The following is a 24,157-nucleotide window of genomic DNA, read 5'->3' on the forward strand; positions in this document are numbered from 1 at the left end:
AGGAGAACTATTACCTATTCCCGTAGCGGATGTAGTCGATTTTACCGATAAAGAAGCGGTCTTCGTACCGCGACTGATGATGCGGGTCATAGCCGATTCCCAAATCAAACTTCAAGTCGGCAACATCGGCACTAAGCCTTTTCGTGGCACTCACCTTCCCGTCCAGGGATACGGTCAAATCATACTCCTCCACAGCCAAACCGCCCGCATCTGCAACCCTGAATTCCACCCGGGCAACGTGCCATTCGTTCAGGGATACATTCCCCGCCGAAAGAATCGTCCAATTATCCGAACCATGCCGGATATGGAAGTTCAGTTCCGAACCGTCAAGACGGAGCATCCAGCCGCTCACCCCGCTACCCGGAGGGTCTGCCGAAAAGATATTAGAGAGCGGCAAAGTGTCTGTCGGCATAAAGCGGACTTCAAAGGCAAAGTAATAGCTCTTGAAAGAGTCGCTCAGGGGAATGCGCAGGCCCGAAGTTCCGTCAAGCACAAGGGTTCCGTCCTCCACCTTTACGGCAGGCATGTCTTCATCCAAAACGGCATTGTTATTCCCGAAGAAGTCCTCGCCCACATTCGCCGGATCGTCAAATTCATAGGCGACGGAATATTCGGCCAGGATTTCTTCCAGCGACGGCCCCGTAGAAGAATCGTCCGAACAGGCCACCATCGCAAGCGACCACAGCAGCAACACCCCCGCCATCATCTTTCCATATTTCATAGTGCCTCCTTTTGCTTATATACGCTACGATAAATCTAGTAAAATTTCTAAATTTGCATCCGATGAAAGACAAGGCTCAAAAACTGATTGAAAAGTACGAGGAACTGGAATCGGAACTCGGGAACCCGGACGTTCTCGCCGACCAGGCCCGTTACAACAAGATTCACAAGCAGTACAAGGGTATCGAGAAGGCCGTACAGAAGGCGAAGGAATACCTGCAACTGGTAAACGACCTCGCCGAATACAAGGCGGCACTCGGAGACCCGGATCCCGAGATGGTCGCGATGGCAAAATCCGAAATTTCGGATATCGAAAAGAAGCTGCCGGAAGTCACCGACGAACTGCAGATTCTGATGGTGCCGAAGGACCCGTGGGACTACCGCAACGCGACTCTTGAAATCCGCGGCGGTACCGGCGGTGACGAATCGGCGCTCTTCGCAGGCGACCTGTTCCGCATGTACCAGGGTTACTGCAGCCGCATGGGCTGGAAGATGACCATCCAGGATGCGAGCGAAGGCACCGTGGGCGGCTACAAGGAAATCCGCGTGTTCATCGAAGGCGACAGCGTGTACGGGACGCTCAAGTTCGAGAGCGGCGTGCACCGCGTGCAGCGCGTTCCCGAAACCGAGACGCAGGGCCGCGTGCATACCTCTGCCGCGACCGTCGCAATCCTGCCCGAGGCAGAAGAAGTCGACGTGGAAATCCGCGAGGCAGACATCCACATGGACACTTACCGCTCTTCGGGCGCCGGCGGCCAGTACATCAACAAGACGGACTCCGCCGTGCGACTCACCCATATCCCGACAGGCGTGGTAGTGAGCTGCCAGACCGAACGCAGCCAGCTGCAGAACCGCCTGCACGCCATGGAAATGCTGCGCTCCAAGATTCTGGACGCCGTCATCGCGAAGAAGGAACAGGAAGAGGCGGCGAGCCGCAAGGCCCTCGTGGGTACCGGCGACCGTAGCGCCAAGATCCGCACGTACAACTTCCCGCAGAACCGCGTGACCGACCACCGTATCGGCCTTACGCTGTACAACCTGGACAAGGTCATCACCGGTGACCTGGATGAAATCATCAACGGGCTCCAGATGGCCAACGCGCAGGAGAAACTCGGGAAGTTCAACGCTTAAAGGAGATGCCCGCCTTCGCGGGCATGACAAGAAAATGCCGCAGATGACCGTACTAGAAATTCTGAACCGCACCAAAGTCTTCTTCGAGAAGAAGGGCGTGCCCGACGCGCGCCTCGATGCGGAATACATCATCAGCTACGGCCTCGGCATGAAAAACCGCATGGACCTGTACCTGAACTTCGAGAAGCCCCTGACCGCAGCCGAACTCGACACGCTCCGCCCGCTGGTAGCGCGCCGCGCGAACCGCGAACCGCTGCAGCACATCATAGGCGACACGAGCTTCCGCGGGCACATCATCAAGTGCGACACGCGTGCGCTGGTCCCGCGCCCGGAAACCGAGGAACTCGTCGACATGGCGAAGAAATCGCTGGAAGGCGTTACGGCCCCGTTCATCGTCGAAGTGGGTACGGGCACGGGAGCAATCGCGATTGCCTGCGCGAAGGAGATCGAGGGCGCGAAGGTCCTCGCGACAGATATTTCTAACGACGCGCTCGCGCTTGCCCGCGAGAATGCAGCTGCAAACGGGCTCGATACCAACGCCGCCACGACCAGTTCCGCAGCCGCCGGCGATAGCAGCACTGCGGGCGAAAAAACTGCGGGTTCCCTGCAATTCGCGCAGGGTGACCTGCTGGACGCCGTAACGGGCGACATCGTGGCGAAGGTTGCCGGCGCTTCGGCTGGTTCGGCAGGCTCACCAACCTTATCAGCGACCTCGCCTAAAATTGACTGCCTTATCGCGAACCTTCCCTACATACCCGATGGCGAAAAGGGAAAACTCCAGCCCGAGGTAGACAAGTTCGACCCGGAACTCGCCCTATACGGTGGACCCGACGGACTCACGCTCGTGCGCAAGATGCTCCAGCAGACCGAAGGCAGGATGAGCGCGGGCGCCCCGATTTTCCTGGAAATCGGTTCGGAACAGGCCCCCATGCTCGAGGCGGAAGCCGACAACTACCCCTGGCTTGAATTTACCGGAAGCCACAAGGACTTCTGCGGGAACGTCCGTTTCGTCAGCTACAAGGCTAAATAAGCACAGGTATAAACCGCATGGATCCCCACCGCTGCGCGGCGAGGATGACGGCGGGTTACACCCCAACAGGGCAACCGAAGGCAGAAAGCACGTAGGTTTCGCTCTCTCCCATACGGTAGAACGGGAGCAGGGTCTCGTCGTCAGCGAGGGATCCGTCGATGCCGTTCATCTGCAACTGCTCGCCGATACGGCGCTTGAACACGGAAAAGCCGGAATCCCACAGGTTCTTCTCGGGAAGCCTGTAGGCGCGCGCCATGTTGTTAAACCTGTACTTTCTATCCATATTTTACCTCTTTTTCTCAAAGAGAAGCACACAAACGTTCAAGTGCTTCTCTGTGCAGTAAAATATAGAATCATAGAATGTCATAATATGACATTTTCGGCATTTCACTAAATTTTTTCAAAAAAAATTATTCAATGACGGTCGCGACAACCTCGGCATGCCCGACCTTGTCGAGCCCGATTTTCTTGCCGGCGGCGACACTCAGATCAAGAATGCGCCCGTCCACGTATGGCCCGCGGTCGTTCACGCGCACCACGACGCTACTGCCGTTATCGACCCGCACCACCTTGAGCTTTGTGCCAAAGGGCAGGCTCTTGTGCGCACACGTATAGTCATCCTGATCAAAAATCTCGCCACTCGCAGTCTGCTTGCCATGGAATCCGGGTCCGTAGTAACTTGCCTCGCCCTTAATCTTGAGGCCAATTTCCGCCTTTTCGCCCGAGGCATACTGTTTTTCCGGAAACCGCACGTAGCCCTTGCGCGAAGCAATCTTCGCGTTACCGGCAGCACAACCCGAAAGCAAAACCGCAAGGCAAACCAACAGGCTAAAAAAACGCACGTAAGCCCCTACTCGAAATCGTACATGCTGTTGTACGTATTCTCAAGAACCTCGTCTTCCTTGCTCTTGACCTCGGCCTTCTTCTCTTCGGGCTTCTTCGCAAGCGACTCGTAATACTGCGCCGAAAGCCGGTCAATATGCTCAAGGCTCTGGGCTACGCGCTTGCGCAGGCGTTCCAAGTCCATCTCGGAAAGCTTGAGCCGCGTATTCAAGACGCTCGCCGCCTGCTGGCCCCAGCGGGTACGGCCATGCTTGTCGCGCAGTACCCTGTAAACCGCCGCAGCACTGTCCAGGCGTTCGGGGTTCATCTGGAAATAGATTGCCTTCATGTAGAGCGCCTGTATGCCGGCCTCCGTCTCGGGATACTGCTGGTACAGGCTATCGAACACATAGAAAGCAGTCGCATACGCGGTATCCACAAGTTCCATCTGGTCAAGCGGCATTTCCGAGGCAATCGTCCACAGGCTTTCCGCACGCATGTACATCTCGCGCGCCTCGTCGTCGGGAGTCTTCACCGTCACCTTCATACCTAGGTTCACCTGCGCCTGCTTCGCGTACTCGGTGTTCGGGAACTTCTCGATAACTTCCTTGTAGAGTTCCTCGGCCGTATCGACGTCGCCCTTGAACTCGTCGTAGATAAACGCCCTCGCATACGATGCTCGCAACACCTTCGCGGAATCGTCCGTGCTCTCAATAATGTTCGTGAGGCGCGCAATCGCGCTGTCCACTTCCGAAAGCTTGAAAAGGAACAGTTCCGCAATCTGGAATTCCGTACCGAAGAAGCGGTCCATGTTCGGAATGGAATCCTTCTTCATATCGTCGCTCTGCCCGCGCAGGGCAATAAGCCTCCGCAAGGCATCCCTGCGTTCACGGCTTTTCTTCGCCCATTCCGAAATGCTCCTCGAAACAAAGCTCGAGTCGTAGTAGACAATCGCCTTCTCGTAGTCGAGCGTCTTGTTCTGCTCGTAGTCGCCCAGGTTGTAGTAACTGCGCGAGGCAGCCGTCGAACGCGGGTATTCCGTATTCACCTTCTGGAAAATCACGAACGCATCCGGGTAGCGCCCTCCCATCAAGGTAGCCTCGCCTATGCGCACCAGGTATTCCGCCTTCTTGGATTCGTACTCGGGATTCTTGTAGAGTTCCTTGTACTCGTCGGCGCCCTTCAAAAACTCCTGCTTGTTGATAAGGCATTCCGCCGCCTGCTCGCCCGCAGTCTGGCGTTCGCGCACGTTCAGCAGTTCGATTTCCTTTGCCTTGTAATGCTCGCGGGCCTTGTCCCAGTTTTCTTTCTTGTAGTAGAGCCCCGCCAGCCGGAAATGCGCCTTGCCCTTCATGAAGGGCGTTCCCGCAGTATCGGCAAGCACGGCCTCGAGAGCCTCGATGGCCTGGTCCGGGTGTTCGGACTGCTCGTCCAGCAGGGAAAGCAGGTTCAGGCCCTGAAAATAGTACGGGTGGTTCTTGTCCGAAATTACGGGCTCGAGCGCAAAGCGGCTGATGTTGTATTCAAGATTCCTGTAAAGGCAGTAGGCGCGCTGGTATTCCACGGTACGCATGGAGTCGTGATCGGCAAAATAGCGTTCGAACTCGTCGTACTTGATAATCGCCTTGCCCCATTCGCCCTTGTGCCGGAAGGATTCGCCGATAAGGAACACGGCCTCGGCGGTACGCTTCTTGTTCTTGGGGAAGCGTTCGAGCACGCGGGAGCCCTTCTCGATAACCTTGTCGTACTTCTGGCGTTCCTCGCTGGAAGGCGACGAAGCCTCCGCATCGGGCACGCTGTCGAGACGCGCGGTGCGCATCTCGCCCGCCTCGTCGTACAGGCGTTCCGCATTGAACATATGGTTCAGGTACGCACAGCAGGTGCAGCCCTCGAACAGGAAGGCTGCTAAAGCAAGCAGGGCATACGCCATGTAGCGGGTGCGGAACATGGGAATAAAGATACAAAAAGTAGGGAGCGGGAAACAGACCCTAATTAAGAAATGTGGGATGTAAGATGTGGGATGTGTAATTAACCATCACACATCACACATTCCACATTACACATTTTACTCTAGAATTCTTTCAGGTACGGGATGTAGTCGCAAAGCTTGAGGCCAGGCGGGAGCGCCGTCTTGTCGAAACGGACCATGCGGACTTCGGCGGGCTTGCCCACCACGCGGGCGAGAATCTCGAAGTTGTCCTGCGTTTCCCACACGGCGGCATCCAGGACGGTGCTATCGCCGCAATCGGTTTCGCCGGTGCTGCTCCCGATGCCGGAAATACGCGAGTTCTGCTTCAGGAGGCGCGTAAAGACTTCGGGCGCCATTCCCATGTGGTTCGACTTTGCAGAAGAATCGAACACCACCACGTGCACCTCGCGGAAATGATTCAGCGAGTCGAACACGATGGTGTACGTATGCTTGTAGGGCGCCTCGTAGAACGATTCCTGCCACACGTTGGTACGGATGGGTCTGAAGTTCCCGATGGCATATTTCTTGAAGAATTCGCCCGGGGTAGCGCCATAGCGGACAAGGTAATGTCCGAGCATCGTCGTGAAGTCGTGCTCCTTCGTGGGGAGGTTTGCCCCCTTGATGCTGTCGAGGGCGCGGTTCAGGTTTGCGGCAAGCCCGTCTGCCGCAGAAACAGGGGCGGGTTTCGTGACGTTCGCTTCCTGGATGCGCAGGCGAATATCCGGATATTCGGGATCTGCCTTGAGGATTTCCTGGAACTGGATGCGGGCTCGGTCGAACTCGCGCCCCTTCAGGTAGGCAAGCCCGAGCGCCTCGCGCAGCGGGAGATTCTCGGGGTAGCGATCCACGAGCGGCATCAGGATATCTACCGCCATCTGGGCGCGGTCGCGCGGAGTGAGGTTCACGGAAGCGCCTGCACCCGGCGGGGACTTTTCACCGAGGGTCGCTTGCGCCTCGGAAGCCTTGCGGAAATCCGGATTGAACGCGAGCATGCGCTGGTATATCTTGTCGGCGGCATCGAAATGCCCGCGATATTCGGCGAGGTAGCCCTGCAGCAGGTGTAGTTCCATATCGACCGGGAACTGCGTGAGCGCATATTCCACGAGGGCGGAGCAACTGTCCAGCAGGCCCTGGTCGTGATAGAGTTTCGCCATAATCTCGTAGGCACGCGGGTCCGCACCCACAGAGAGGCTTATCGCCGTGCGGCCCTCCACGGAAGCCTGCGCGAGCCTGCCTTCCTGAAGGAGGAGGCGGGCCAGCCACAAACGCGCATCGTAAAGTGCAGGGGCCTTCTCGACCGCGACCTGCGCGAGCTGTTGCGCAAGTGTCGGGTTCGACATGCGGTAGGCGAGCCTACTCTCGATATACCTCGCCACGCCCGTATTCAAGAACCTGTTCTGGAGCATGTCGGCAAACTGCTTCATGCGGAACTCGTCGCGGTCAGACAGCGAATCCATTTCGAACAAAGTATTAAGTTCCTCCCACTGGACTTTCAGGACGTCCGGGTAGATCATGACAATCGCTTCGAAAATTTCGACAGCCGCCTGGTAGTTGCCGCTGCGGGAAAGTTCCACCGCACGGCGCAGTTCGGCCTGGGTCTGCACCGGGAGCGAAGACAGTCCCGCATCGAAATCGGGGGTATCGCCACGCACGACCGACGTGCCGGCCGGGAGCCCGAACGGCACCGCCTCGACAGAAACCCTCGTCGGGCCGAATTCATCGTACAGTCTAAAGCCGCCAAGTGCAAGGAGGGCTCCGCAGCAAACTGCCAGGAACCAGTACGCGGCCTTACGGGCCGATGCCGATGATCGAGACATTAAAGCTCCAGGAAGTCAGCGAGTTTTTCTTTGTGTTCCTTGCTCTTCTGCAAGCGACGCAAGGTCTTGTTCTTGATCTGGCGGACGCGTTCGCGGCTTAGGCGCAGGTCTTCGCCAATATCCTTGAGGGTCGTATCTTCCACGGTGTCGAGACCGTAGAACATGCGCAAAATTTCTTCTTCGCGACGCGGGAGCGAGGCGAGCGTTTCCTGGATGAGCTTCTTGCGCTCTTCCTTCTCCATGTCGTCGTCCTGGTTGCCGTCGGTACCGAGCACGTCCATGAGCGTACTTACCGAGTCGGCGCTGCCGCCACCGACATCGTCACCAATCGGGGCGTCGAGCGAGATATCGACGATCTTTTCCATGACCTCGACGATATCCTTTTCGAACGGGGCAAATTCTTCCATGGAGATAGTCTTGTCGTAGTCGCCGCCGTTGAGCATGAGCGCTCGCTTGAAGCGGTTTACCAGGGCAAGCTTGTTGGGCGGGATGCGGACCGAGCCCACCTGTTCAAACAGGGCCTTCTGGATAGACTGACGGATCCACCACACGGCATAGGAAATGAACTTCACGTCCTTTTCCATGTCAAAACGCTTGGCCGCCTTGAAAAGACCGAGGTTGCCTTCGTTGATGAGATCGAGAAGGGCGAGGCCGCGGCCCTGGTACTTGCGGGCGACGCTGACCACGAAGCGGAGATTGCCGCGAATGAGCCGCTGGAGGGCCGACTTGCGGATTTCTTCACTCTCGTCCGACCGGATAATCGTCAACAAGGCCATCTCCTCCTGCGGGGAGAGGGTCGGGTAGCGATTTAAGTCGCGAAAATAAAGCGCTTCGTTAAAATCACTCATAAACTTTGCACCTATCTATCTTCCATAACCTTTCGGTCAAACAAATATGGTTTTTTACGCCTTTTTCGTCAATTCTTTCAACTTGTCGTAAGGGTAAATTCCCGAGTTGTGACCATCACTGAAGGTTAGCCCCGCAGCATAGCGACCGATGGATTGTACCCTCTCTAACTTTATATCGGCAGGAACGGTGGAATCGTCAAGCAGTTTTTTGCCGGTATGTTCATCGACACAGAGGGCACACGGGCACGCCAGGCGAAGTTCACGTACCGAGCACGCACCTCGCGTACCGTCGTTCCACTCGAACCCAAGCTTGCCATCCTTTGTCCTGAAAATCTTCTTGGGCTGAATCATACTTCTTCCTCCGGCAGTTCCGCGAACTCGTAATTGAAATTCTTGAGCACCTTGTCACCTTCGGCGGCAAACATTGATAGAGTCCGGACCGTCGCATCGGCCGCCTGCAAGAATGCCTTCGCCGATTCGGAGTTCGGGTACCGGAGCACGGCCGGAGTTCCCTCGTCGCCGCAATCGGCAACCGCAGGTTCAAGAGGCACCTTCGCGATGAGCGGTACGCCCCAGCTTTTCGCAATGCGGTCACCGCCACCCTGGCGGAATATGTTGTGGTGCTTGCCGCACTGATCGCAAATAAAATAGCTCATGTTCTCGACGACGCCCACTACGGGTACGCCCACGCTGTCGAACATCGCGAGCCCCTTGCGGCAGTCGGCGAGCGCCACCTCCTGCGGGGTAGTCACCACGACGGCACCCGCCATCGGGCAGTTCTGCGTGAGGGTGAGCTGTATGTCGCCCGTTCCTGGGGGGAAATCCACCAGCAGGTAGTCGAGCTTGCCCCACCGCACGTGGTGGATAAAGTGCTGGATCATCTGCGAGACCATCGGGCCGCGCCAGATGGTCGCCTTGTCGCTGTCCGCGAACATGCACATGCTTACGATGCTGATTCCGCCCTTCGCCTCGACCGGCGCAATCGTGTTGTCCTCGAACACCTCGGGAGCGCGGTCGATGCCGAACATGAGGCCCATGGAGGGGCCGTAAATGTCGGCGTCGAGGATACCCACGCGGGCACCCGAGAGGCTGAGCGCCATCGCGAGGTTCGCCGTTACCGTAGACTTGCCGACGCCGCCCTTCCCGCTCGCTACCGCGACCACGTGTGCGACCTCATTGATGTAGGACACCTTCGGTGCCTGCGCTGCGGTATTGCCCTCGCCCACGCGGCCCTGCGCGGTAAACGTCACATTCACCTCGCTTGCACCGAGGCTTTTCACGATGGCGATGCACTGGTCCTTGAACTTGTCGCGGATGGGGCATGCGGGCGTCGTGAGCCGCAGGTCGAAACTCACCCTGTCGCCCTCTATCTTCAGGTTCTGGACAAAGTTCAGTTCCACGACATTCTTGTGCAGGTCAGGGTCCTGGACCGCCTGCAAGGCATTCAGTATGTTCTGTTCGTTCAATTGCATAATCACCCCGAGAATTTGGGCATGCGGAGGAGGTGCGTCATGCAGGGGGGCCATTCCTCTTCGTAGTGGCTCACCAGGATGATGGTCGTCTCCTTCGAAAGCAGCTGCAACAAGTTAAAAATCTTTTCGCGGTACTCGCCCTTGAGGCCCTGCGTGGGTTCGTCGAGCAGCAGAACCTCGGGCGGGCGGATTGCCGCACGCGCCATGAGGATTACGCGCTTGTCGATGGGAGAGAGGTTGCGGTAGCGCGCCTCCACATCGTCAAAGCCCAGGTACGTAAGCCACTCCTTCGCCTTCGCGCGTTCTTCCCAAGTGGTATTTTCCGCCTTGCATAAATTCGCGGTAAAGCCCGTGCACAGCACCTCTTGCAGGTTCAAGTCCTCGCGGTACTGGAGCGCGAGCTCCGGCGAGAAGAACCCGAGTTTCGCCTTGTGGTCCCAGATGTTGAGGCCATGGCCCGGGCGCATTCCCAACAAAGTAATGTCATTCTTGTAGATTTGCGGGTGATCTGCGGTAAGCATCCCGAGGAGAGTGCTCTTGCCGGCACCGTTCTCGCCCATGACCGCCCAGTGTTCGCCCTTGCGCACCGTCCAGTTCAGGTTCTTGAGCACCGTCGTATCGCCGAACTGTACATTGACATTCTTCAAATCGAAGAGGATTTCGCCCACCGCGTCATCAGGAAAAGCGGCATTCTCACTCTTTCGTCTTTCGTCTATCGTCTTTCGTCTAAGCTCAACAATCTCGTAATCCTTCAGTTCCGCCTTCGTAAATTTCGGCTTCGCGACTTCGGAAGGCAACTCGCCTTCATATTGCGTGAAGGTCTTGTTCGCATACACGAACGCGGGAATTTCCGGGAGCAGTTCATCTTCGCGGGCAAGGCGCACGGCAACTTTCAGGCCCGGGCGCCTGCAGAGTTCCACCACGCTTGCGGCAAGGTGCCTGCGGTACTCCGGATCTAGCCCTCCGAACAAATCATTGAAGTAGACCCATTCCGGGTTTTCCATCCACATGCGGGCAAGCAACACACGGCGCAGTTCCCCGTTCGAGAGGCTAAGCAGTTTGCGGTTGAGAAATTCCTCGGAAAGGTCAGCAATCTTCAAGGCTTCTTCCAGCTTGTCCGGGTCCGTCTCCGGCCATGCCATGTCATCGATGTAGCGGTCCGTCTGCAAGAAGAATTTCTTTTTCAACAGCAGGTGACGCACCAGCGGGGCTTCCTCGTCGTGCAGGCTGATGAATCGCTGCTGGAAAAACGGAGCCAGCGCATGCTGGATTTTCCGCTGCATCGCTTCCGACATCGTGGAAACATTCTTCCGCTGGTTCAAAAAATGAGTAATGACCCGGTCAAGGTCCTCCCCCTCGGTGCTGAAAATCTGCACCTGCGGGAACATCTCAATCAGAGCTTCAAAACGCTTGAATTCCATATATACAAAGATAGAAAATGAGACAAGAGAGGGTTAATCAAAAAACCTCCCCGGCCGTAAAGCCAGGAAGGTTATTGGAGTGTGGATGTGTGAACTTTCTAGAACTTGCTGAAGAATTCCCATGTGGCCTGCGGAACCCAGGACTTGTTCTGACCAGGATCCTTGTGGTCCCAGATGTGGCCGCCATTCTGCGTGCACCAACGGACCGGGAAGCGTTCTTCAACTGTCGTGTAATCGTAGCAGACGTGCGGACCACTGCCACCGTATTCCTGAGCCTTTTCATTCTTGGCCTTGCCGTTTTCGGAGTTGAGTTCCAGGATGATGTCACGAGCGGCGCGACCCATTTCAGGGCGGCAAAGGTCATCTTGCAGGCCGAGCACGCCCATCCAGCCGATGCCCATCTTCTTGCGCTGCGGGAGCCAGATGTTGCGTTCTGCAGTCTCGTACACGGCAACTGCACGGAGCACATCCTGGTGGTTCCAGGAAAGGCCGTTACTGAACATAGAACCGTAGCTGAAGCCCGTAGAGAACACGCGGCTCGAGTCAATGCAAAGATTGCTCTGCAAATCGGCCAGGAGTTCATCGAAGAGCAGGTAGTCATCCTGACCCCACGGGGCCTGATTTCCGTTGCCTTCGGGAGCGACATAGATGGCAGTCTTCTGGGTATCAAGCGGCTTGAGGCCATAGTAGCCTTCCTGCTGCACACCACCGGCCCAGCCGCCCATGCAGTGCATGCCGAAAATGAGCTTGTACGGTTTCTTGTTGTCGTAATTGTCAGGAATGTCGATACGGATGGTACGCTTGCCCTTGCTCCACTGGAATTCGTAACTGCCGTTCTTCACGCGGTTCCAGGTCTTGCCGCAACCACGTGTGGGCACCGGATCGTTCTTGAGGCCCCAACCGTAGGCATACTGCGGCTGAGCGACCTTCTTCTTGAGCGTGAGCGTGAGGTTGGTATCAAGGTTGTAGAGTTTCACGCTGAGCGTGTCGAAACCATCCTTGACGACGCGCAAGATATCGGAGTTGTCAATCTTGAGGAGAGCCTTTGCGGAAGTCTTGTCACCGAAGGAGGCGTTAAAACTTCCATCGGCGGTGAACTTGAAATTCTGCTGGGCGCTCCCCACGCGGACGCGGGCGAAATACGTACCGTGCGCCTTCACGGAAGCCTTCATGTCGACAGAACCCGTACCGTACAGGGTTTCGTTGAGCAGGCGGTTGCCCACCATGTCGAAAATCTGCACCTGCACCGGAGCGCTGGAACTCTGCGAGTACGAAAGCACGCCGTTATTCACGGACAGGGAACCAACCATACCGGAGTTCGCCATTGTCAGGGCCTGCGGGTCTTCCCCTTGGAAGGAGAACACGCCATCGGCATCCGTCTTTGTACTGAGTTTCTTCTGGACAAGGGTAACGTCAGCGTCCTGGACAGCCGCCCCACTTTCGTCTTTCACCTTGCCTGTAAGGGTAAATGCATTTGCCGCAATGGCAGAAATAGCCATGGCGACGCCGAAGGACACACCTGTCCATAGAGTATGTTTCATACCAAACACTCCTTTAGAGTAACACCTGGTACCAAAACTACCCTATTCCAAGTGACATCGCTCACATGGAAATTCAAATTCCGTGGACAATAAGTCCACAACCAAACGTTTACAAAGTAGTCATTGGTTATTAGTTATTGGTTTATTCGGGTATAAAATGTTTTTTGAGGGTATAAAATGCTTATTGAGGGCAAAAAAAGCTTTTTGGGGACAAAATAAGCAAAAAGAACCGCCCCGAAAGGCGGTTCCCTGATGTTAGGAGGAGAACTTATTAGTCAATGGTCGTTAGTCATTGGTCATTGGCAAATCTGGCATCAAACGTTTATTGCAGGGTTTGAGACGCAGCGGAATAGCGACGAATTAAACGGCCCGCACGGGTGTATTCCACGACGATGACGCGGACGGCGGGCATCTTCGCGGGCATCCTGTCGCCAGCAAACAGCGGGCGCCCCTGCATGTCGAAGATGCGGTAGAAGGCGGTCTCGGCCTCGGTCGCCCAGTTCGTACGTTGCGCAATCAGGGTCGTTCCACTGCTCGATTCCACGATTTCACCCGAAGATGATTCCGGTTCAGCACTCGAAGACGATTCGGGAGCGTTCGGGTCGGTCACCACGATGCGGCCGCTCTTGACAAAGGTCGAATCGTTGTTGGTGGCCGTGACGGTGAAGGCATATTCGCCAGCCGCAGTGGGAGTGCCGCTGATAGAAATCTTGCGGTTTTCCTTATCGATGCTGGTCGTAACGCCCGTCGGGAAGCCCTCGGGCACGACCGTCTCGGCACCACTCCAAGTGTAGCAGAAATCCACAATTGGTTCGCCCAGATTGATGCTCTGGCTGCTGGAACCGGCCCCACACTTCACAACCTCAGGGTAGGCAGTCCCTTCGACGGAGAAGGTCACGAACGCGGACATCTGCGAAAGGCCAGAATTGTCCGTCACAACAGCGACCGCGGAATACACGCCCGGTTCAAGCCCACTCGCGTTGACCTGGTAGGGAGCGCTTGTCGCAGAGCCGACCAAAGTATTGCCCACATAGAAGGCGACGCTCTTTACGGAACCGTCGTTGTCCTTTGCATCGGCCTTCAAGGTCACCGTCGCACCCACTTCGAACTTCGCACCCGACGCAGGGGCGGTCATCGAGACCGTCGCCGCCTTGTTGCTCAGTCCGAAAGCCTGGTTGTATTCGGGCATCTTGCCGTAGCGGCCACCCACGCCCACGAGTTTCGGGAGGTCGGTAGGAAGGCTTGAATTGCTGCGTAGTTCGTAAGAATAAGAAGGCGTAAAGACATTGTCGTTGAACGCCGACGCTTGAGATGTTCCATTGTTGTTATAGGGGGTGGAGCTCTTTGCTCCGGTGACCGTCGTATTCTTGAACTTGATCAAGGAAAAGGCATCCTTTCCGGCCACCTGAATTTGCGGATTTTTCACATAGTTGTTTTCGTAAAGGACTTGCGTCTTCTTGTCGCTTTTCCCGGAGGCATCAATCACATGCCAGTGGTTGTAATCCACATAGGAATTGTAGATGTGGACCATCGAGGCGTAGGAACCATCCGCCTCGCTCGTCACCTTGGGAACACGTCCGAAAGAATTGTGCCAATAGACATTTGCAAAAGTCAGCTGCGCCGTTTCGACCAGGTGCATATACGGATCGTAATAGTAGCAGTTGTACTCGTTGCTGCCATCATAGTCTAGATACGAAACGGTGATGCCCTTGACATATTCCAAGTCCATGCCGTCGCTAATCCACTTGTAGCTGATGTGGTCGAACCACATATTTTCAACTTCCTTGCCGCCGCTACCGCTCACTTCGAGACCATCGCCCCCCTCGATAAGGTGCGGGTTCACATCGTAAAGGGCCAAGTTGCGATAAATGTTGTTCTTGGCACCTTCGTAGGAACGGTTTGACCACGAAACACCGCGCATATTTGCGCCACGGCCCATACCCACGAGGCTTTTGTTGCCCTTGGTCGTAATCCAGTTGCTCCAACTCTTGATTTCACCCGCAGACACCATCGTGGTCTGTTCGCTAAGGCCGGAACAGCTGTTCTGCGTAAAGCTGATACGGTAAAAGGTGTTATTGGAATTGACAGTGTTGCCACAGGAAGACTTGCACCAAGTCCATCCCGAATTGGCGGCAGATGTGGCCGCATCTACGAACTTTCTGAAGTCGTAAGTACCTTCGGGCACAAGGATTGTCACCGCATCGTTACTCTGCATATGCTTACGAATAGTGGCGGTATCGCTCGCGATGACGATGTTACCCGCATCGCCGCCGGTGGTATTGGCGCCGAAGCCTTCGGCCTTCACGTTGAACGTGAAAAGCAGGACGGCCGTCGGGTCGGTTTCCGCGCCGCTCCAAATCCACTTGGCCTGCGTATTCGCTGCAAATCCCGTAAGGGCAGCCCCGCTCGGGAGCTTGTTGTTCGCATAGTTCAGGGTTGTCGCACCACCCCACTGGCTAAGGTCGCGGCCCTTGTTTTTCCAGGAGTTGTTGCCGACAGTCGGCTTTGCCTTCCAGCCGCTGCCGGAATAATAGGACTTGTCGAGGTCATCAATCTGCACCATTACGCCGGGGGCACCCTGACCGTTCACGCCCACGACAGAAATCGCGTTCTCGCCGGGAAGGAAGGTCATCGGCACAAAGCGCACGCGGCCCGCCTGGTTGTCTTCGGCAAGGAGCGCACCGTTATGGTAGAGCCTGTAGCCGCCATCGGCCACAATCCAGATACCCGGACCCTCGCCCGCATTGTATGTCGCGGCCACCAGCTGCGAACCCACCTTGTCACCACCACCGTAGGCGGCGTCGCCCGGAAGCGACACCACCTCGGAGGGGCTTATCGCCGCGGCGGCAACCCACACTCCACACGCCACGGTACCAAACATCCTTTTCATCATAATACACCCTTTCCCGGACAACGCAGACATCTGCACAACTTTCGCGGGAACTAGATAAAATCTACCTTGAAAAAGTGATTTTGCCCACACTTTTCTTTTACTCCCCCAATTTAGCGTTGTTCCCGGACAACGGGAAAACTGCCCCGAAGCACCCCCTCCCACGCTTTTTTCTTACATTTAGGGCATGGGCGAAAAGAAACCGTTAAAGAAAATCTTCGAATACCTGGACTACCGGGAATTCCTGAAAGATTACTACAATGCCAAGAAGGAGGCGAACCCCGCCTTCTCGCTCCGCGTGTTTTCTGACAAGATCGGTTTCAAGGCCAAGGACTTTATAAGCCGCGTGATGAACGGCGACAAGAACCTTTCGAGCCAGAGCATCCCCAAGGTCGCAAGCGGCCTCAGGCTCGGCAAGCACGAGACGGAATTCTTCATAGCGCTCGTCAAGTTCAACCAGGCAGAAACTACCGAAGAACGCAACGGCGCATTCGGCGAGATGCAGGCCGTACTCAAGGTGGTGCGATTCGCCGAAAAGCAGCACCTGCTGGGGCACGCGCAGTACATGGTTTATAGCCACTGGAGGCACCTTACCATAAGGAGCCTCATCGGCATGTACGGCTTTGACGGAGATTACGAGGCACTCGCCAGGCGCGTACACCCGCGCATCACCGCCGAAGAGGCGAAGGCTTCCGTCAAGTTGCTCGAAGACTGCATGCTCATCAAGAAGGGCAAGAACGGCAAGTACGCGCTGACGGAGAACGCGATTACCACGGGCGACCGCACGTCGAAACTCGCTCTCCGCGGGTTCCACCAGGATTGCCTGAAGCTCGCCGCCGATTCCATCGACCGCGACCCGCCGGGCACACGCCACATTTCAGGGCTCACCCTCGGGATAAGCCAGGAAGGCTACGAGCGCATCGTGGAACGCATCAATGCATTCCGCAAGGAGATTGCGCTTATTGCCGAAGAGGACGAGAACAGCGACAAGGTTTTCCAGCTGCAGTTCGCGCTGTTCCCTGTCGGCGGCAAAGACTAGGGAGCAGGCGCTTCTACAGAATCTATTCCCTCAAACACGATCTCGTCGATTTCGAGGAAACTGCCGCTACTGGCAAAGATGCTCACGAACCCGATTTCGTGGGCGATATTTTTCCATTCCACCTGGTACACGGATGCATTTAGCTTTTCCCTGCCGGGCCTGAACACGAATTCCTTCCAGGCGGTGTCGGCAGTCGCGTGCCAGAGCGATTTCTGGAAGTTATTGTCGCCAAGATCCTTGTAGTGTTCCAGCGCGAAACTGAAATCGCAGTCCCCGCGAACCTTCATGCGGATGGCGGTGAGCGCGCTCAGGTCGTAATAGCCCGTGTCGAGCCCGAGATGCGTGCCGAGAAGCACGTAGCCAGAATCGCCCAAATCGAACTGCAGGGAAAGATGTTTCCCGCGGGCACCGTCCACGATGGCACCGCCGAACCCGCCTACAGAATCAGGCTTAATCCAGGTTGCCGTACCCGAGGCGATATAGTACCAGCCGTAGTTCTTGTAAGTCTTCGCGAGGTTGTTCAGGCTGTCGCCATCGTCAAAATCCTCGAAGACGAATTCGCGGGTCTTTCCGGGAACGTTCACGAGCGTGTCGGCTTCGGCTCCTGCTTCGAGCGAGAACGTGGCGACAGCGGAATCTCCGGCGACCACGGTGAACATGCCTGCGGGGACGTGAGCGAATACGTAATCGCTTCCGGAGCGCGAGGCCATGTAGGGGGTAGATTCCAGGCGCAGGAATTCAAAGACCTCTTCGTCAGTCGTCGCTCCCGTACGCAGCGTGAGCGATGCCGACGGGGCGAGCTCGATTTGCGTCGCAATTTCGGTCTCGGAAATGGCGGGCTTGAATTCGCTCCAGTTCATGAGTGCGGAATCTGCCCCGGCGATACCTTCGACAAAGCAGTTCCCGCTGGAACATTCTTCTGCGAGCGAATCGAAGTGGGCTAGTCCCGAATCGTTGGCGACGGCACTATTGACTACTGCAAAATCTGCCTTCGAATACAGGGTAACACGCGCCTGAGGAATCGGATCGCGATTTACATCATACACCGCGACGGCAATCCCGTTCGTCGTCTCGCTCGTGGCGCCTGCAGTCTCGGAGCCGCTGTCGGAACAACCGGCAAGCAAGGTCACGCCCAATATTAAACACTCCACAGCCCTTTTCATCGTTCTTCCTTTTTCATCATCGGGAACAACTGGAAATTTAACTGATAAACGCTGTCGCAAATTTGCGAAGGCATCGCATTGACCACATTTACGATGGATTTTCGCGTCTCGGCGAGGATTTCGCGGATTTTTTCAATCTGTTTCGAGTCGAGCGCCATCGTGAGCGTGCTGATATCGCGCTTTTCCTTGGGGGTATCGGCGATGGACTTGCGGGCAAGTTCCGCAATGCTCGCCTGGTAGTCGCTGATGCAGGCGCTCAGCCAGTGTTCCTTCGTCTTGAGGTGGGCCTCGGTAGGCACCACGCGGCCGTCCTTGCGGGTATGCGCGAGCCCGAGCTGCAACAGCGCGTCTACTGCGGCCTGTACCTGCGTGGCGGTGAGTTTCGGGACGCTGCTCTCGCCAAGCTTTGCGGCATCCTGCGGGCCACGGTAGTCGAACACGTCGAGGGCCGAACGTATCATCGGGTAGAACCACTGCTGAAAGTAGCGGTAGCGGGCCTCGTCCAGCTCGCGGCAGGCGGCAGGGCGCATCTTCTGCAGCGTCTCGAAATGCTTGCGCACCTGCTCGTCGGTTTTCGCCTTCCCGTAGGCGACCATCTCGCGGAAATACTCCGCCTTGGCTTCCTTGAACCGGAAGAACTGCACAAACGTCTCGATGCACTTGGGCGAAACGTGGCGCTTGCCCTGCAAAATCTTTACCAGGAGGCTCGCATCCATGTTGACCGCAGTGGCAAACACGCGGTAGCTGAACGTCGGGTCCAGCGACTTTTCCAGTTCGTAGAACTCCTGCAAAAACTTGCGGTAGTCGGAATAGTCGTATATGTTGATCTTGTTTTTCGAAAACATGGCGGGCCTGCCGGTATAAATATAGTTTCTCGCTATTAAATTTCCAATTTTTTCGGGTCAATTTGTAAATTTTTTCACAACAATGTTGACTTTTTTGTCCACACCCGTGGACATTTTACTGGCGGCAACCCGCAAAACAAGGTATATTCAGTATAACCAAGGAGTTCTAATGAATATCGGCCTTAAATTCGCAATTCTCGGTCTGTGCGTCTCGACGGCGGCATTTGCCACCAAGTACGAGGCGGAATCGGCAACGCTCTCCGGAGGTGCCAAAAATGTCAACGCCTCGGGTGTTTCAGGCACGGGGTACGCCGACATGCAGGAAGGCAACATCACCTTCGCAGGCGTCACCGCAGAAAAGGCGGGCAAGTACCAGGTGACCATCCGCTACAAGGCGGGCGATTTCAAGGCGAACTACATCGTGGTCAACGGCGCCACCTCGGGCACCGTCGACTTCGAGGCAACCTCCAACTGGTCCGACGTCTCGACCGTCGTCACGCTCAAGGCGGGCACGAACACCATCTCGCTCGAAAAGTACTGGGGCTGGATTAGCGTAGACTATATCGACGTGGAGCCCTACGAATCCTCCCCCTTCAAGATTTCCGCGACCCCGGTCACCCCGAACGCGACCGAAAGCGCCGTGAAGCTCTACAGTTTCTTGCGCGAGAACTTCGGCAAGAAGACGATTAGCGGAATCATGACCGGCGACATGAGCGGCTACACACTGGGCGCCGACTTCAAGACCCACGACGACGTGAAGTACATCTACACGCGCACGGGCAAGTACCCGGTACTCGTCGGCCTCGACTTCCTTTTTGCGACAGGCCCGAACGCTTCCGGCAGCTGGAACATGGAATACACCGACAAGGCTATCTCCATTGCAAAGGGCCTCTGGAAGGCTGGCGGCATTCCCGCATTCACCTGGCACTGGAAAGACCCGCTCGACAAGGATGACGCGTTCTATATCCAGGGCGCAGACAACGGCCAGGGATACACGACATTCGATTTTGCGACCGGATTCAAGGCCGGCACTACCGAATGGAACACCGAAAGTGCCGCCTACAAGGGAATCATCGCCGACATCGACCACATCGCCGACTACTTCCTCGAACTGCAGAAAGAAGGCGTGGCGGGCATTTTCCGCCCCCTGCACGAAGCGGGCGGCAAGTGGTTCTGGTGGAGCATCAATTCGGGCGACCAGTTCGCGGCCCTCTACCGCCTTGTCTATGACCGCATGGTAAAGGTCAAAGGCGTAAAGAACATGATCTGGGTGTTCAACCCCGAAGGGAGTACCGTCACCTCCTGGAATCCGGGCAGCGAATATTACGACGTGCTCTCCATCGACATCTACAACAGCGCAAACGACCATTCTAGCAACGCAAGCGCCTTCGACAAGTTCAAGAGCGCATCGAACGGCACGAAGATTCTCGCACTCAGCGAAAACGGGCCTATCCCCGACGTGAACAACATGCATACCGACGAAGCGGTATGGAGCTGGTGGATGCCGTGGTATAGCACCTGGAACGGAACCTGGCCCGGCCAGACGAAGGACGCCGTGTGGAAGAGCAACATGGACGACGAGCGAATCCTTTCTCTCGAGGACATGCCCGGCTGGGACAACTACACGGCGGACGTCACCCCCGATACGACAGTAACGCCTCCCGACTCCGGCACGACCCGCATCGCGACAGTTCCGCGCCTGCTCGGCACGGCCACGACCGTCGGCATCTTCGACATGAACGGCCACTACGTGGGACTCACTACGCAGGGGCTTCCGCAGGGCCGCTACATCGTGCGCCAGCAGGTGCAGGGCCACATCGTGAATACGGTTTACCTCAAGAAGTAAAGGACAGAAAGGGAAGTGTATGGGATGCATGAACAAAAAAGTCGTTGTCGCCTCAGTGGTGTGTTTCTGGGTTGGTTTGGCAAACGCCATAGTCCCGAACAAGCTGGTTTCTGGCGGTTTGCCGGCACATACGGGGGCGGCAACGACCGATTACTTGACAGACGGTTACCTCACGAACTGGAAGAGCAGCAGCGCCAAGGAAATCGCGCTGAACGTGGGCGAAGGCCCCACGAAACTGCGAATCAACTGGGAATCGTACGGCGATTGCGCCTGGGCGACCGACTTCACGAGCGGCTGCGGACATAGCGGTGTGGCCCTTTCAAACTTCAAGATCCTGACATCGGCAAATTCCACCGACGGCAACGACGGCGACTGGGAAGTGGCTGCCACCATCGAGAACAATCCCGTGATGGCGCGCGGTGTCGACATTGAATTTGCGGGAAAGTCGTGGTTCAAGTTCGTGAGCGAAGGCGACGTGGGCCAGATTCTCGAAATCGAGGCGTTCGACATGAGCGCGGGCGGAACCGACACGTGGTTCTTCATGGGCACGAGCATCAGCCAGATGGGAATCAAGCAGCAGGATACCGACTCCACAACGGCGCAAATCATTCACGCGAAGTTCCCGGAATACACGCCCGCTATGCTCCGCGGGGGCATCGGTTGCATCAACAGTTCCGAGGTCGTCGAGCACTTGGGCGAATACCTGGAGTACGCAGGCAACGTGAAGTTCTGGGCCATCGAGATGGGCACGAACGATGCCTGGGGCGGCGGCGACTGGAACCTCGCCACATACAAGAAGAACATGCAGACGATTATCGATTCGGCGAAGGCGCACGGAATTACGCCCATAATTGCGCGCATTATCGCGACAGATTCTTCCAAGGCGGGCTGGCAGGTGAACCCCGCATTCCTCGAGGCCGTCGACAACCTGACCGAAGAAAACAATCTCCCGAAGGGTCCCGACTTTTTCGCCTACTTCAAGGAGCATCCGGAACAGCTCGCGAGCGACGGCGTACACCCGAACGGCGACAAGAAGGGCGGGCAGGCGATGCACCACCTGTGGGCCGAAGCGCTCGCCCCGCTGTACGCCGCGGGCGATACCACCTGCAAGGATTGCGCAACGCCTCCCGACAGCACGGAACCGCAAGGCATCGCACAAGGAATTAGATTCTCGGCACCCCGCATCTACGCGCAAGGCCGGAGCATCGTTATCGAGGGGCTAGGCGATGCACCCGCAAGCATCATCCTGGTTTCTGCGACGGGCAAGGCAGTCGCGCAGAGGAATTCCACAACAGGGAGCGAACGGTTCGAAAGACTCCCGATGGGGCAATACATTGCCATAATCCGAAGCAAAAATGCCGCCCAGACAAGCATAGTACAAGTAAAGTAAATAATTTCCTAAACCAAACAAAGAGGCATCCCGAACGGGGTGCCTCTTTCCTGTTACAGGCGCTTCACTGCAAGAATGCGGTTCCCGGCAGTCAGCCGCACGACATGCGCCCCGCGGGCAAAGTCACCCAGCTGCAGCACAGTGGAATTACCCGCAAAGCGGCCCGCATAAAGCTGATGCCCCTGCACGTCAAACACGCGGATTTCCTTCTCGCCTTCAATGCGGGCAACAACTCGAAGCACGCCGCCTTCAAGCGTCATGTGCACCTGCGGGGCAAATGCACCCGCTACGACGCCCGTAATTTCTTCAGACGAACTCACGCCGAGCACGATGGCGGAACTGCTCGAAGATTCGCTGGAACTGGACTCTACAATTTCGCTGGAACTGGAAGAACTTTCGGCCACCGACGAACTCGAAGGCCAGCCTTCCACGCCGTCCCACTTCACCTTGAAAGTGACTGCGGAATCCGTCTCGGCAATATCGTAAATGCGAAGCCCGAGGTTTTCGCGCGCATAAGTCACGAATTCGTCAAACTCCGTGACGTCCTTTATTCCGGGGAACGGATCACCCTTCAAGTATTCATCTTCAAGCGTAGGCGCCCGATAGGTATACCAGCCGTTCCTGACCGTTTGCAGGCCATCATCCTTGTCCGAGCGAATCAGGTTCATGCGGTACGCGTCCTTCACGTTTACCTTGTTGTTGTCCCAGGCACTGGCGTTGTAACTCACGCGCCAGACAAGCAAGCCGCTATTCGGGAGAGGCGTTATTTCATCGTATTTTGCGCGATAGTCAAGAAAAAAGTATTCGTTCTTGTTCGTGGAGGGGATAAGAATGGCATCGTTCCGGTCAATCCCGTACAAAGTAATTTCTCCATTCTGCTTTTCGAGCACGCGCGGGGTAAGCCACCCGAGCGAATAGCGTTCAAAGGCGGTGAGCCTCGGGGGAGCGGTCCCCGCAAGAAGGTCATTTTCGGCATAGCTATTGTATTCGCCCATGTCCATCAGCGACCATATAAACGGCGTCGACTGGTCATTCATGTCTTCCGTGTTGTAGAAGTCGGGCAAGCCGAGCACATGGCCATACTCATGGACAAACGTGCCTATCCCCGCAAGGATCTTGGTAGACTGGCCATACTGCGAGTAAGCATTCCCGCTTATCTCGTTGGAACACGCATAATGGGAAACATAATAGCAGTTCCTGCTCCACCCACTACAATTTCCCGCAACAGCAATCGGATTTACGTAGGCCGCCTGCGGCCAGATAGCGTCCTCTACACCCGTATCGGCTTCACCGATACCCGCATAGATCATGTACACGAAATCCACATATTTGTCGCCATCGTTGTCGTACAGAGTAAAGTCAACGTCAGGACGCTGCTTGATTAGATTAATGGCCTCGGTAAATGCGGAATCCGGATAATCGTAGTAGTTGGCACCATCGTAGGTAATCTGGAGAGTCCCATAATAGGACCGGGTATTCGAAAGCGTTACCGGGGCCAACACGTCGAACGTGGGCTTGAACGCCCCCATGGAATTCGCGACATAGTAATCACGCACGCTCCAGTGCATTCCATTTTCGTGATAGCCCTCCTCGTTCATGTAGCGGCTGAAGTCGGCCTGCGGGTCGCTAGACTTGAACTTCACGTCACTAAACTGCACAAGGATTATGAGCCCGCGAATTTCGCCAGTGGTCATGCTCTGCGTAAACTTCGGGCGCGTCGCTATCTGCACCACATCGCCTGTCGGGGTCGCTACGGCAGCACGGAGGGGAGCCGCCCGAAAGGGTACAGCATTTAGGGAAGCCGTATCGGCCTCGCCTTCCTGAGGAACATCAAACCTGTGTGGCGGGCGCCTCCTATCGCGCCCCCTCTTCTGGAATTCCTTGAGGATTTTTTTCGAATCGCGAGTCTCGTTGAACTTGCGTTCCTTGTCACCGCGCTTGTCCCGATGGTGGAACCGCATTCCCGTAGGCTTCCCTTGTTCATCGGCGTAGTTCCAGTACCCGAGGGAGTCGCGCGCAATAAGTTCGCTATCCTCTGAAACGGTGTAATGGAAGTGCTCGTTTCCCATCACGCGGATCTGCACTACGGAACCATCAGGCTGCTTCGATTCGATGAGTCCCGGATAAGCGGGCACGGCAAACGCAGCGCCACAGAAAGAAAGCGCAAGAACCGCAAAAACGGGGAAAGACCTAAAAAAGTTCATAAGGCACCC

At 56.3% G+C, this 24,157-nt stretch carries 19 protein-coding genes; 5 read left to right on the forward strand and 14 right to left on the reverse strand.

The genetic code is table 11. The features are described from left to right. Nucleotides 1-10: 10 nt before the first annotated feature. Entirely contained in the window at nt 11-721 is a 711-nt protein-coding gene (locus BUA44_RS04790; protein WP_072809181.1) for a hypothetical protein, read from the reverse strand. Between the two features lie 62 nt (nt 722-783). Here BUA44_RS04790 and prfA point away from each other — a divergent pair, with 62 nt between their 5' ends. Both prfA and BUA44_RS04800 read left to right on the forward strand, forming a co-directional pair. Beyond that, nucleotides 784-1,851 carry a peptide chain release factor 1 gene (gene prfA / locus BUA44_RS04795; protein WP_072809183.1) on the forward strand — a complete coding sequence of 356 codons (1,068 nt, stop codon included), beginning with the start codon at nt 784-786 and terminating at the stop codon, nt 1,849-1,851. 43 nt (nt 1,852-1,894) lie between these two features. After that, on the forward strand, nt 1,895-2,881 hold the full coding sequence (locus BUA44_RS04800; protein ID WP_178348740.1) for a N5-glutamine methyltransferase family protein: 987 nt from the start codon (nt 1,895-1,897) through the stop codon (nt 2,879-2,881). A gap of 55 nt (nt 2,882-2,936) precedes the next feature. Here the strand turns inward: BUA44_RS04800 and BUA44_RS04805 are convergent, their stop codons facing one another. The 10 genes from BUA44_RS04805 to BUA44_RS04850 form a co-directional block, all read right to left on the reverse strand. Then, nucleotides 2,937-3,164, reverse strand: a complete 228-nt coding sequence (locus BUA44_RS04805) for a hypothetical protein (protein ID WP_072809186.1) — start codon at nt 3,162-3,164, stop codon at nt 2,937-2,939. A 127-nt stretch (nt 3,165-3,291) separates the two neighbouring features. Beyond that, nucleotides 3,292-3,723 (reverse strand): septal ring lytic transglycosylase RlpA family protein, encoded by a 432-nt coding sequence (locus BUA44_RS04810; RefSeq protein ID WP_072809189.1) that lies wholly within the window; start codon nt 3,721-3,723, stop codon nt 3,292-3,294. 8 nt (nt 3,724-3,731) lie between these two features. Continuing rightward, the gene (locus BUA44_RS04815) at nt 3,732-5,651 is read right to left on the reverse strand and encodes a tetratricopeptide repeat protein (RefSeq protein WP_072809191.1); all 1,920 of its coding nucleotides are present in this window, start codon (nt 5,649-5,651) and stop codon (nt 3,732-3,734) included. A gap of 122 nt (nt 5,652-5,773) precedes the next feature. Further along, entirely contained in the window at nt 5,774-7,489 is a 1,716-nt protein-coding gene (locus BUA44_RS04820; RefSeq protein ID WP_072809193.1) for a tetratricopeptide repeat protein, read from the reverse strand. Continuing rightward, nucleotides 7,489-8,337 (reverse strand): sigma-70 family RNA polymerase sigma factor, encoded by an 849-nt coding sequence (locus BUA44_RS04825; RefSeq protein ID WP_072809196.1) that lies wholly within the window; start codon nt 8,335-8,337, stop codon nt 7,489-7,491. The genes BUA44_RS04820 and BUA44_RS04825 overlap by 1 nt, the downstream gene beginning before the upstream one ends. 54 nt (nt 8,338-8,391) lie before the next feature. After that, nucleotides 8,392-8,688, reverse strand: coding sequence for a DUF971 domain-containing protein (locus BUA44_RS04830; RefSeq protein ID WP_072809198.1), 297 nt, complete (start codon nt 8,686-8,688; stop codon nt 8,392-8,394). Further along, the gene (locus BUA44_RS04835; protein WP_072809200.1) at nt 8,685-9,809 is read right to left on the reverse strand and encodes an Mrp/NBP35 family ATP-binding protein; all 1,125 of its coding nucleotides are present in this window, start codon (nt 9,807-9,809) and stop codon (nt 8,685-8,687) included. The genes BUA44_RS04830 and BUA44_RS04835 overlap by 4 nt, the downstream gene beginning before the upstream one ends. Nucleotides 9,810-9,811: 2 nt before the next feature. Continuing rightward, nucleotides 9,812-11,230 carry an ATP-binding cassette domain-containing protein gene (locus BUA44_RS04840; RefSeq protein ID WP_072809202.1) on the reverse strand — a complete coding sequence of 473 codons (1,419 nt, stop codon included), beginning with the start codon at nt 11,228-11,230 and terminating at the stop codon, nt 9,812-9,814. A gap of 98 nt (nt 11,231-11,328) precedes the next feature. Beyond that, nucleotides 11,329-12,771: a carboxypeptidase regulatory-like domain-containing protein gene (locus BUA44_RS04845; RefSeq protein ID WP_072809204.1), complete on the reverse strand. Its 1,443-nt coding sequence runs from the start codon at nt 12,769-12,771 to the stop codon at nt 11,329-11,331. Between the two features lie 322 nt (nt 12,772-13,093). After that, nucleotides 13,094-15,664: an Ig-like domain-containing protein gene (locus tag BUA44_RS04850; protein WP_143151867.1), complete on the reverse strand. Its 2,571-nt coding sequence runs from the start codon at nt 15,662-15,664 to the stop codon at nt 13,094-13,096. 184 nt (nt 15,665-15,848) lie between these two features. On the opposite strand from BUA44_RS04850, the gene BUA44_RS04855 reads away from it, so the two are divergent. Next, nucleotides 15,849-16,700 (forward strand): TIGR02147 family protein, encoded by an 852-nt coding sequence (locus tag BUA44_RS04855; RefSeq protein ID WP_072809209.1) that lies wholly within the window; start codon nt 15,849-15,851, stop codon nt 16,698-16,700. Here BUA44_RS04855 and BUA44_RS04860 read toward each other — a convergent pair. Then, nucleotides 16,697-17,863, reverse strand: a complete 1,167-nt coding sequence (locus BUA44_RS04860) for a hypothetical protein (RefSeq protein WP_072809212.1) — start codon at nt 17,861-17,863, stop codon at nt 16,697-16,699. The genes BUA44_RS04855 and BUA44_RS04860 overlap by 4 nt on opposite strands. Then, nucleotides 17,860-18,708: a TIGR02147 family protein gene (locus BUA44_RS04865; protein ID WP_072809215.1), complete on the reverse strand. Its 849-nt coding sequence runs from the start codon at nt 18,706-18,708 to the stop codon at nt 17,860-17,862. Before BUA44_RS04865 ends, BUA44_RS04860 begins: the two co-directional genes overlap by 4 nt. A gap of 169 nt (nt 18,709-18,877) precedes the next feature. Between BUA44_RS04865 and BUA44_RS04870 the strand changes: the two genes are divergently transcribed. Together BUA44_RS04870 and BUA44_RS04875 are read left to right on the forward strand one after the other, a co-directional pair. Beyond that, entirely contained in the window at nt 18,878-20,554 is a 1,677-nt protein-coding gene (locus BUA44_RS04870) for a glycosyl hydrolase (RefSeq protein ID WP_072809217.1), read from the forward strand. Between the two features lie 28 nt (nt 20,555-20,582). Beyond that, nucleotides 20,583-21,944 carry an SGNH/GDSL hydrolase family protein gene (locus BUA44_RS04875; protein ID WP_072809220.1) on the forward strand — a complete coding sequence of 454 codons (1,362 nt, stop codon included), beginning with the start codon at nt 20,583-20,585 and terminating at the stop codon, nt 21,942-21,944. Nucleotides 21,945-21,997: 53 nt separating this feature from the next. Here BUA44_RS04875 and BUA44_RS04880 read toward each other — a convergent pair whose 3' ends face one another. Further along, complete coding sequence (locus BUA44_RS04880) at nt 21,998-24,148, reverse strand: M6 family metalloprotease domain-containing protein (RefSeq protein ID WP_072809222.1); 2,151 nt, start codon at nt 24,146-24,148, stop codon at nt 21,998-22,000. Between the last annotated feature and the right edge of the window lie 9 nt (nt 24,149-24,157).

This window comes from Fibrobacter sp. UWR3 (genome assembly GCF_900143055.1).
Classification (GTDB): domain Bacteria; phylum Fibrobacterota; class Fibrobacteria; order Fibrobacterales; family Fibrobacteraceae; genus Fibrobacter.

What these genes read in the sequence shown, in the direction of transcription:
- BUA44_RS04845 (WP_072809204.1), bottom strand. Translation starts at nt 12,771, where the DNA reads ATGAAACATACTCTATGGACAGGTGTGTCCTTCGGCGTCGCCATGGCT.
- BUA44_RS04855 (WP_072809209.1), top strand. Translation starts at nt 15,849, where the DNA reads ATGGGCGAAAAGAAACCGTTAAAGAAAATCTTCGAATACCTGGACTAC.
- BUA44_RS04800 (WP_178348740.1), top strand. Translation starts at nt 1,895, where the DNA reads ATGACCGTACTAGAAATTCTGAACCGCACCAAAGTCTTCTTCGAGAAG.
- BUA44_RS04860 (WP_072809212.1), bottom strand. Translation starts at nt 17,863, where the DNA reads ATGAAAAGGGCTGTGGAGTGTTTAATATTGGGCGTGACCTTGCTTGCC.
- BUA44_RS04830 (WP_072809198.1), bottom strand. Translation starts at nt 8,688, where the DNA reads ATGATTCAGCCCAAGAAGATTTTCAGGACAAAGGATGGCAAGCTTGGG.
- prfA (WP_072809183.1), top strand. Translation starts at nt 784, where the DNA reads ATGAAAGACAAGGCTCAAAAACTGATTGAAAAGTACGAGGAACTGGAA.
- BUA44_RS04880 (WP_072809222.1), bottom strand. Translation starts at nt 24,148, where the DNA reads ATGAACTTTTTTAGGTCTTTCCCCGTTTTTGCGGTTCTTGCGCTTTCT.
- BUA44_RS04865 (WP_072809215.1), bottom strand. Translation starts at nt 18,708, where the DNA reads ATGTTTTCGAAAAACAAGATCAACATATACGACTATTCCGACTACCGC.
- BUA44_RS04875 (WP_072809220.1), top strand. Translation starts at nt 20,583, where the DNA reads ATGAACAAAAAAGTCGTTGTCGCCTCAGTGGTGTGTTTCTGGGTTGGT.
- BUA44_RS04850 (WP_143151867.1), bottom strand. Translation starts at nt 15,664, where the DNA reads ATGATGAAAAGGATGTTTGGTACCGTGGCGTGTGGAGTGTGGGTTGCC.
- BUA44_RS04840 (WP_072809202.1), bottom strand. Translation starts at nt 11,230, where the DNA reads ATGGAATTCAAGCGTTTTGAAGCTCTGATTGAGATGTTCCCGCAGGTG.
- BUA44_RS04825 (WP_072809196.1), bottom strand. Translation starts at nt 8,337, where the DNA reads ATGAGTGATTTTAACGAAGCGCTTTATTTTCGCGACTTAAATCGCTAC.
- BUA44_RS04805 (WP_072809186.1), bottom strand. Translation starts at nt 3,164, where the DNA reads ATGGATAGAAAGTACAGGTTTAACAACATGGCGCGCGCCTACAGGCTT.
- BUA44_RS04870 (WP_072809217.1), top strand. Translation starts at nt 18,878, where the DNA reads ATGAATATCGGCCTTAAATTCGCAATTCTCGGTCTGTGCGTCTCGACG.
- BUA44_RS04790 (WP_072809181.1), bottom strand. Translation starts at nt 721, where the DNA reads ATGAAATATGGAAAGATGATGGCGGGGGTGTTGCTGCTGTGGTCGCTT.
- BUA44_RS04815 (WP_072809191.1), bottom strand. Translation starts at nt 5,651, where the DNA reads ATGTTCCGCACCCGCTACATGGCGTATGCCCTGCTTGCTTTAGCAGCC.
- BUA44_RS04820 (WP_072809193.1), bottom strand. Translation starts at nt 7,489, where the DNA reads ATGTCTCGATCATCGGCATCGGCCCGTAAGGCCGCGTACTGGTTCCTG.
- BUA44_RS04835 (WP_072809200.1), bottom strand. Translation starts at nt 9,809, where the DNA reads ATGCAATTGAACGAACAGAACATACTGAATGCCTTGCAGGCGGTCCAG.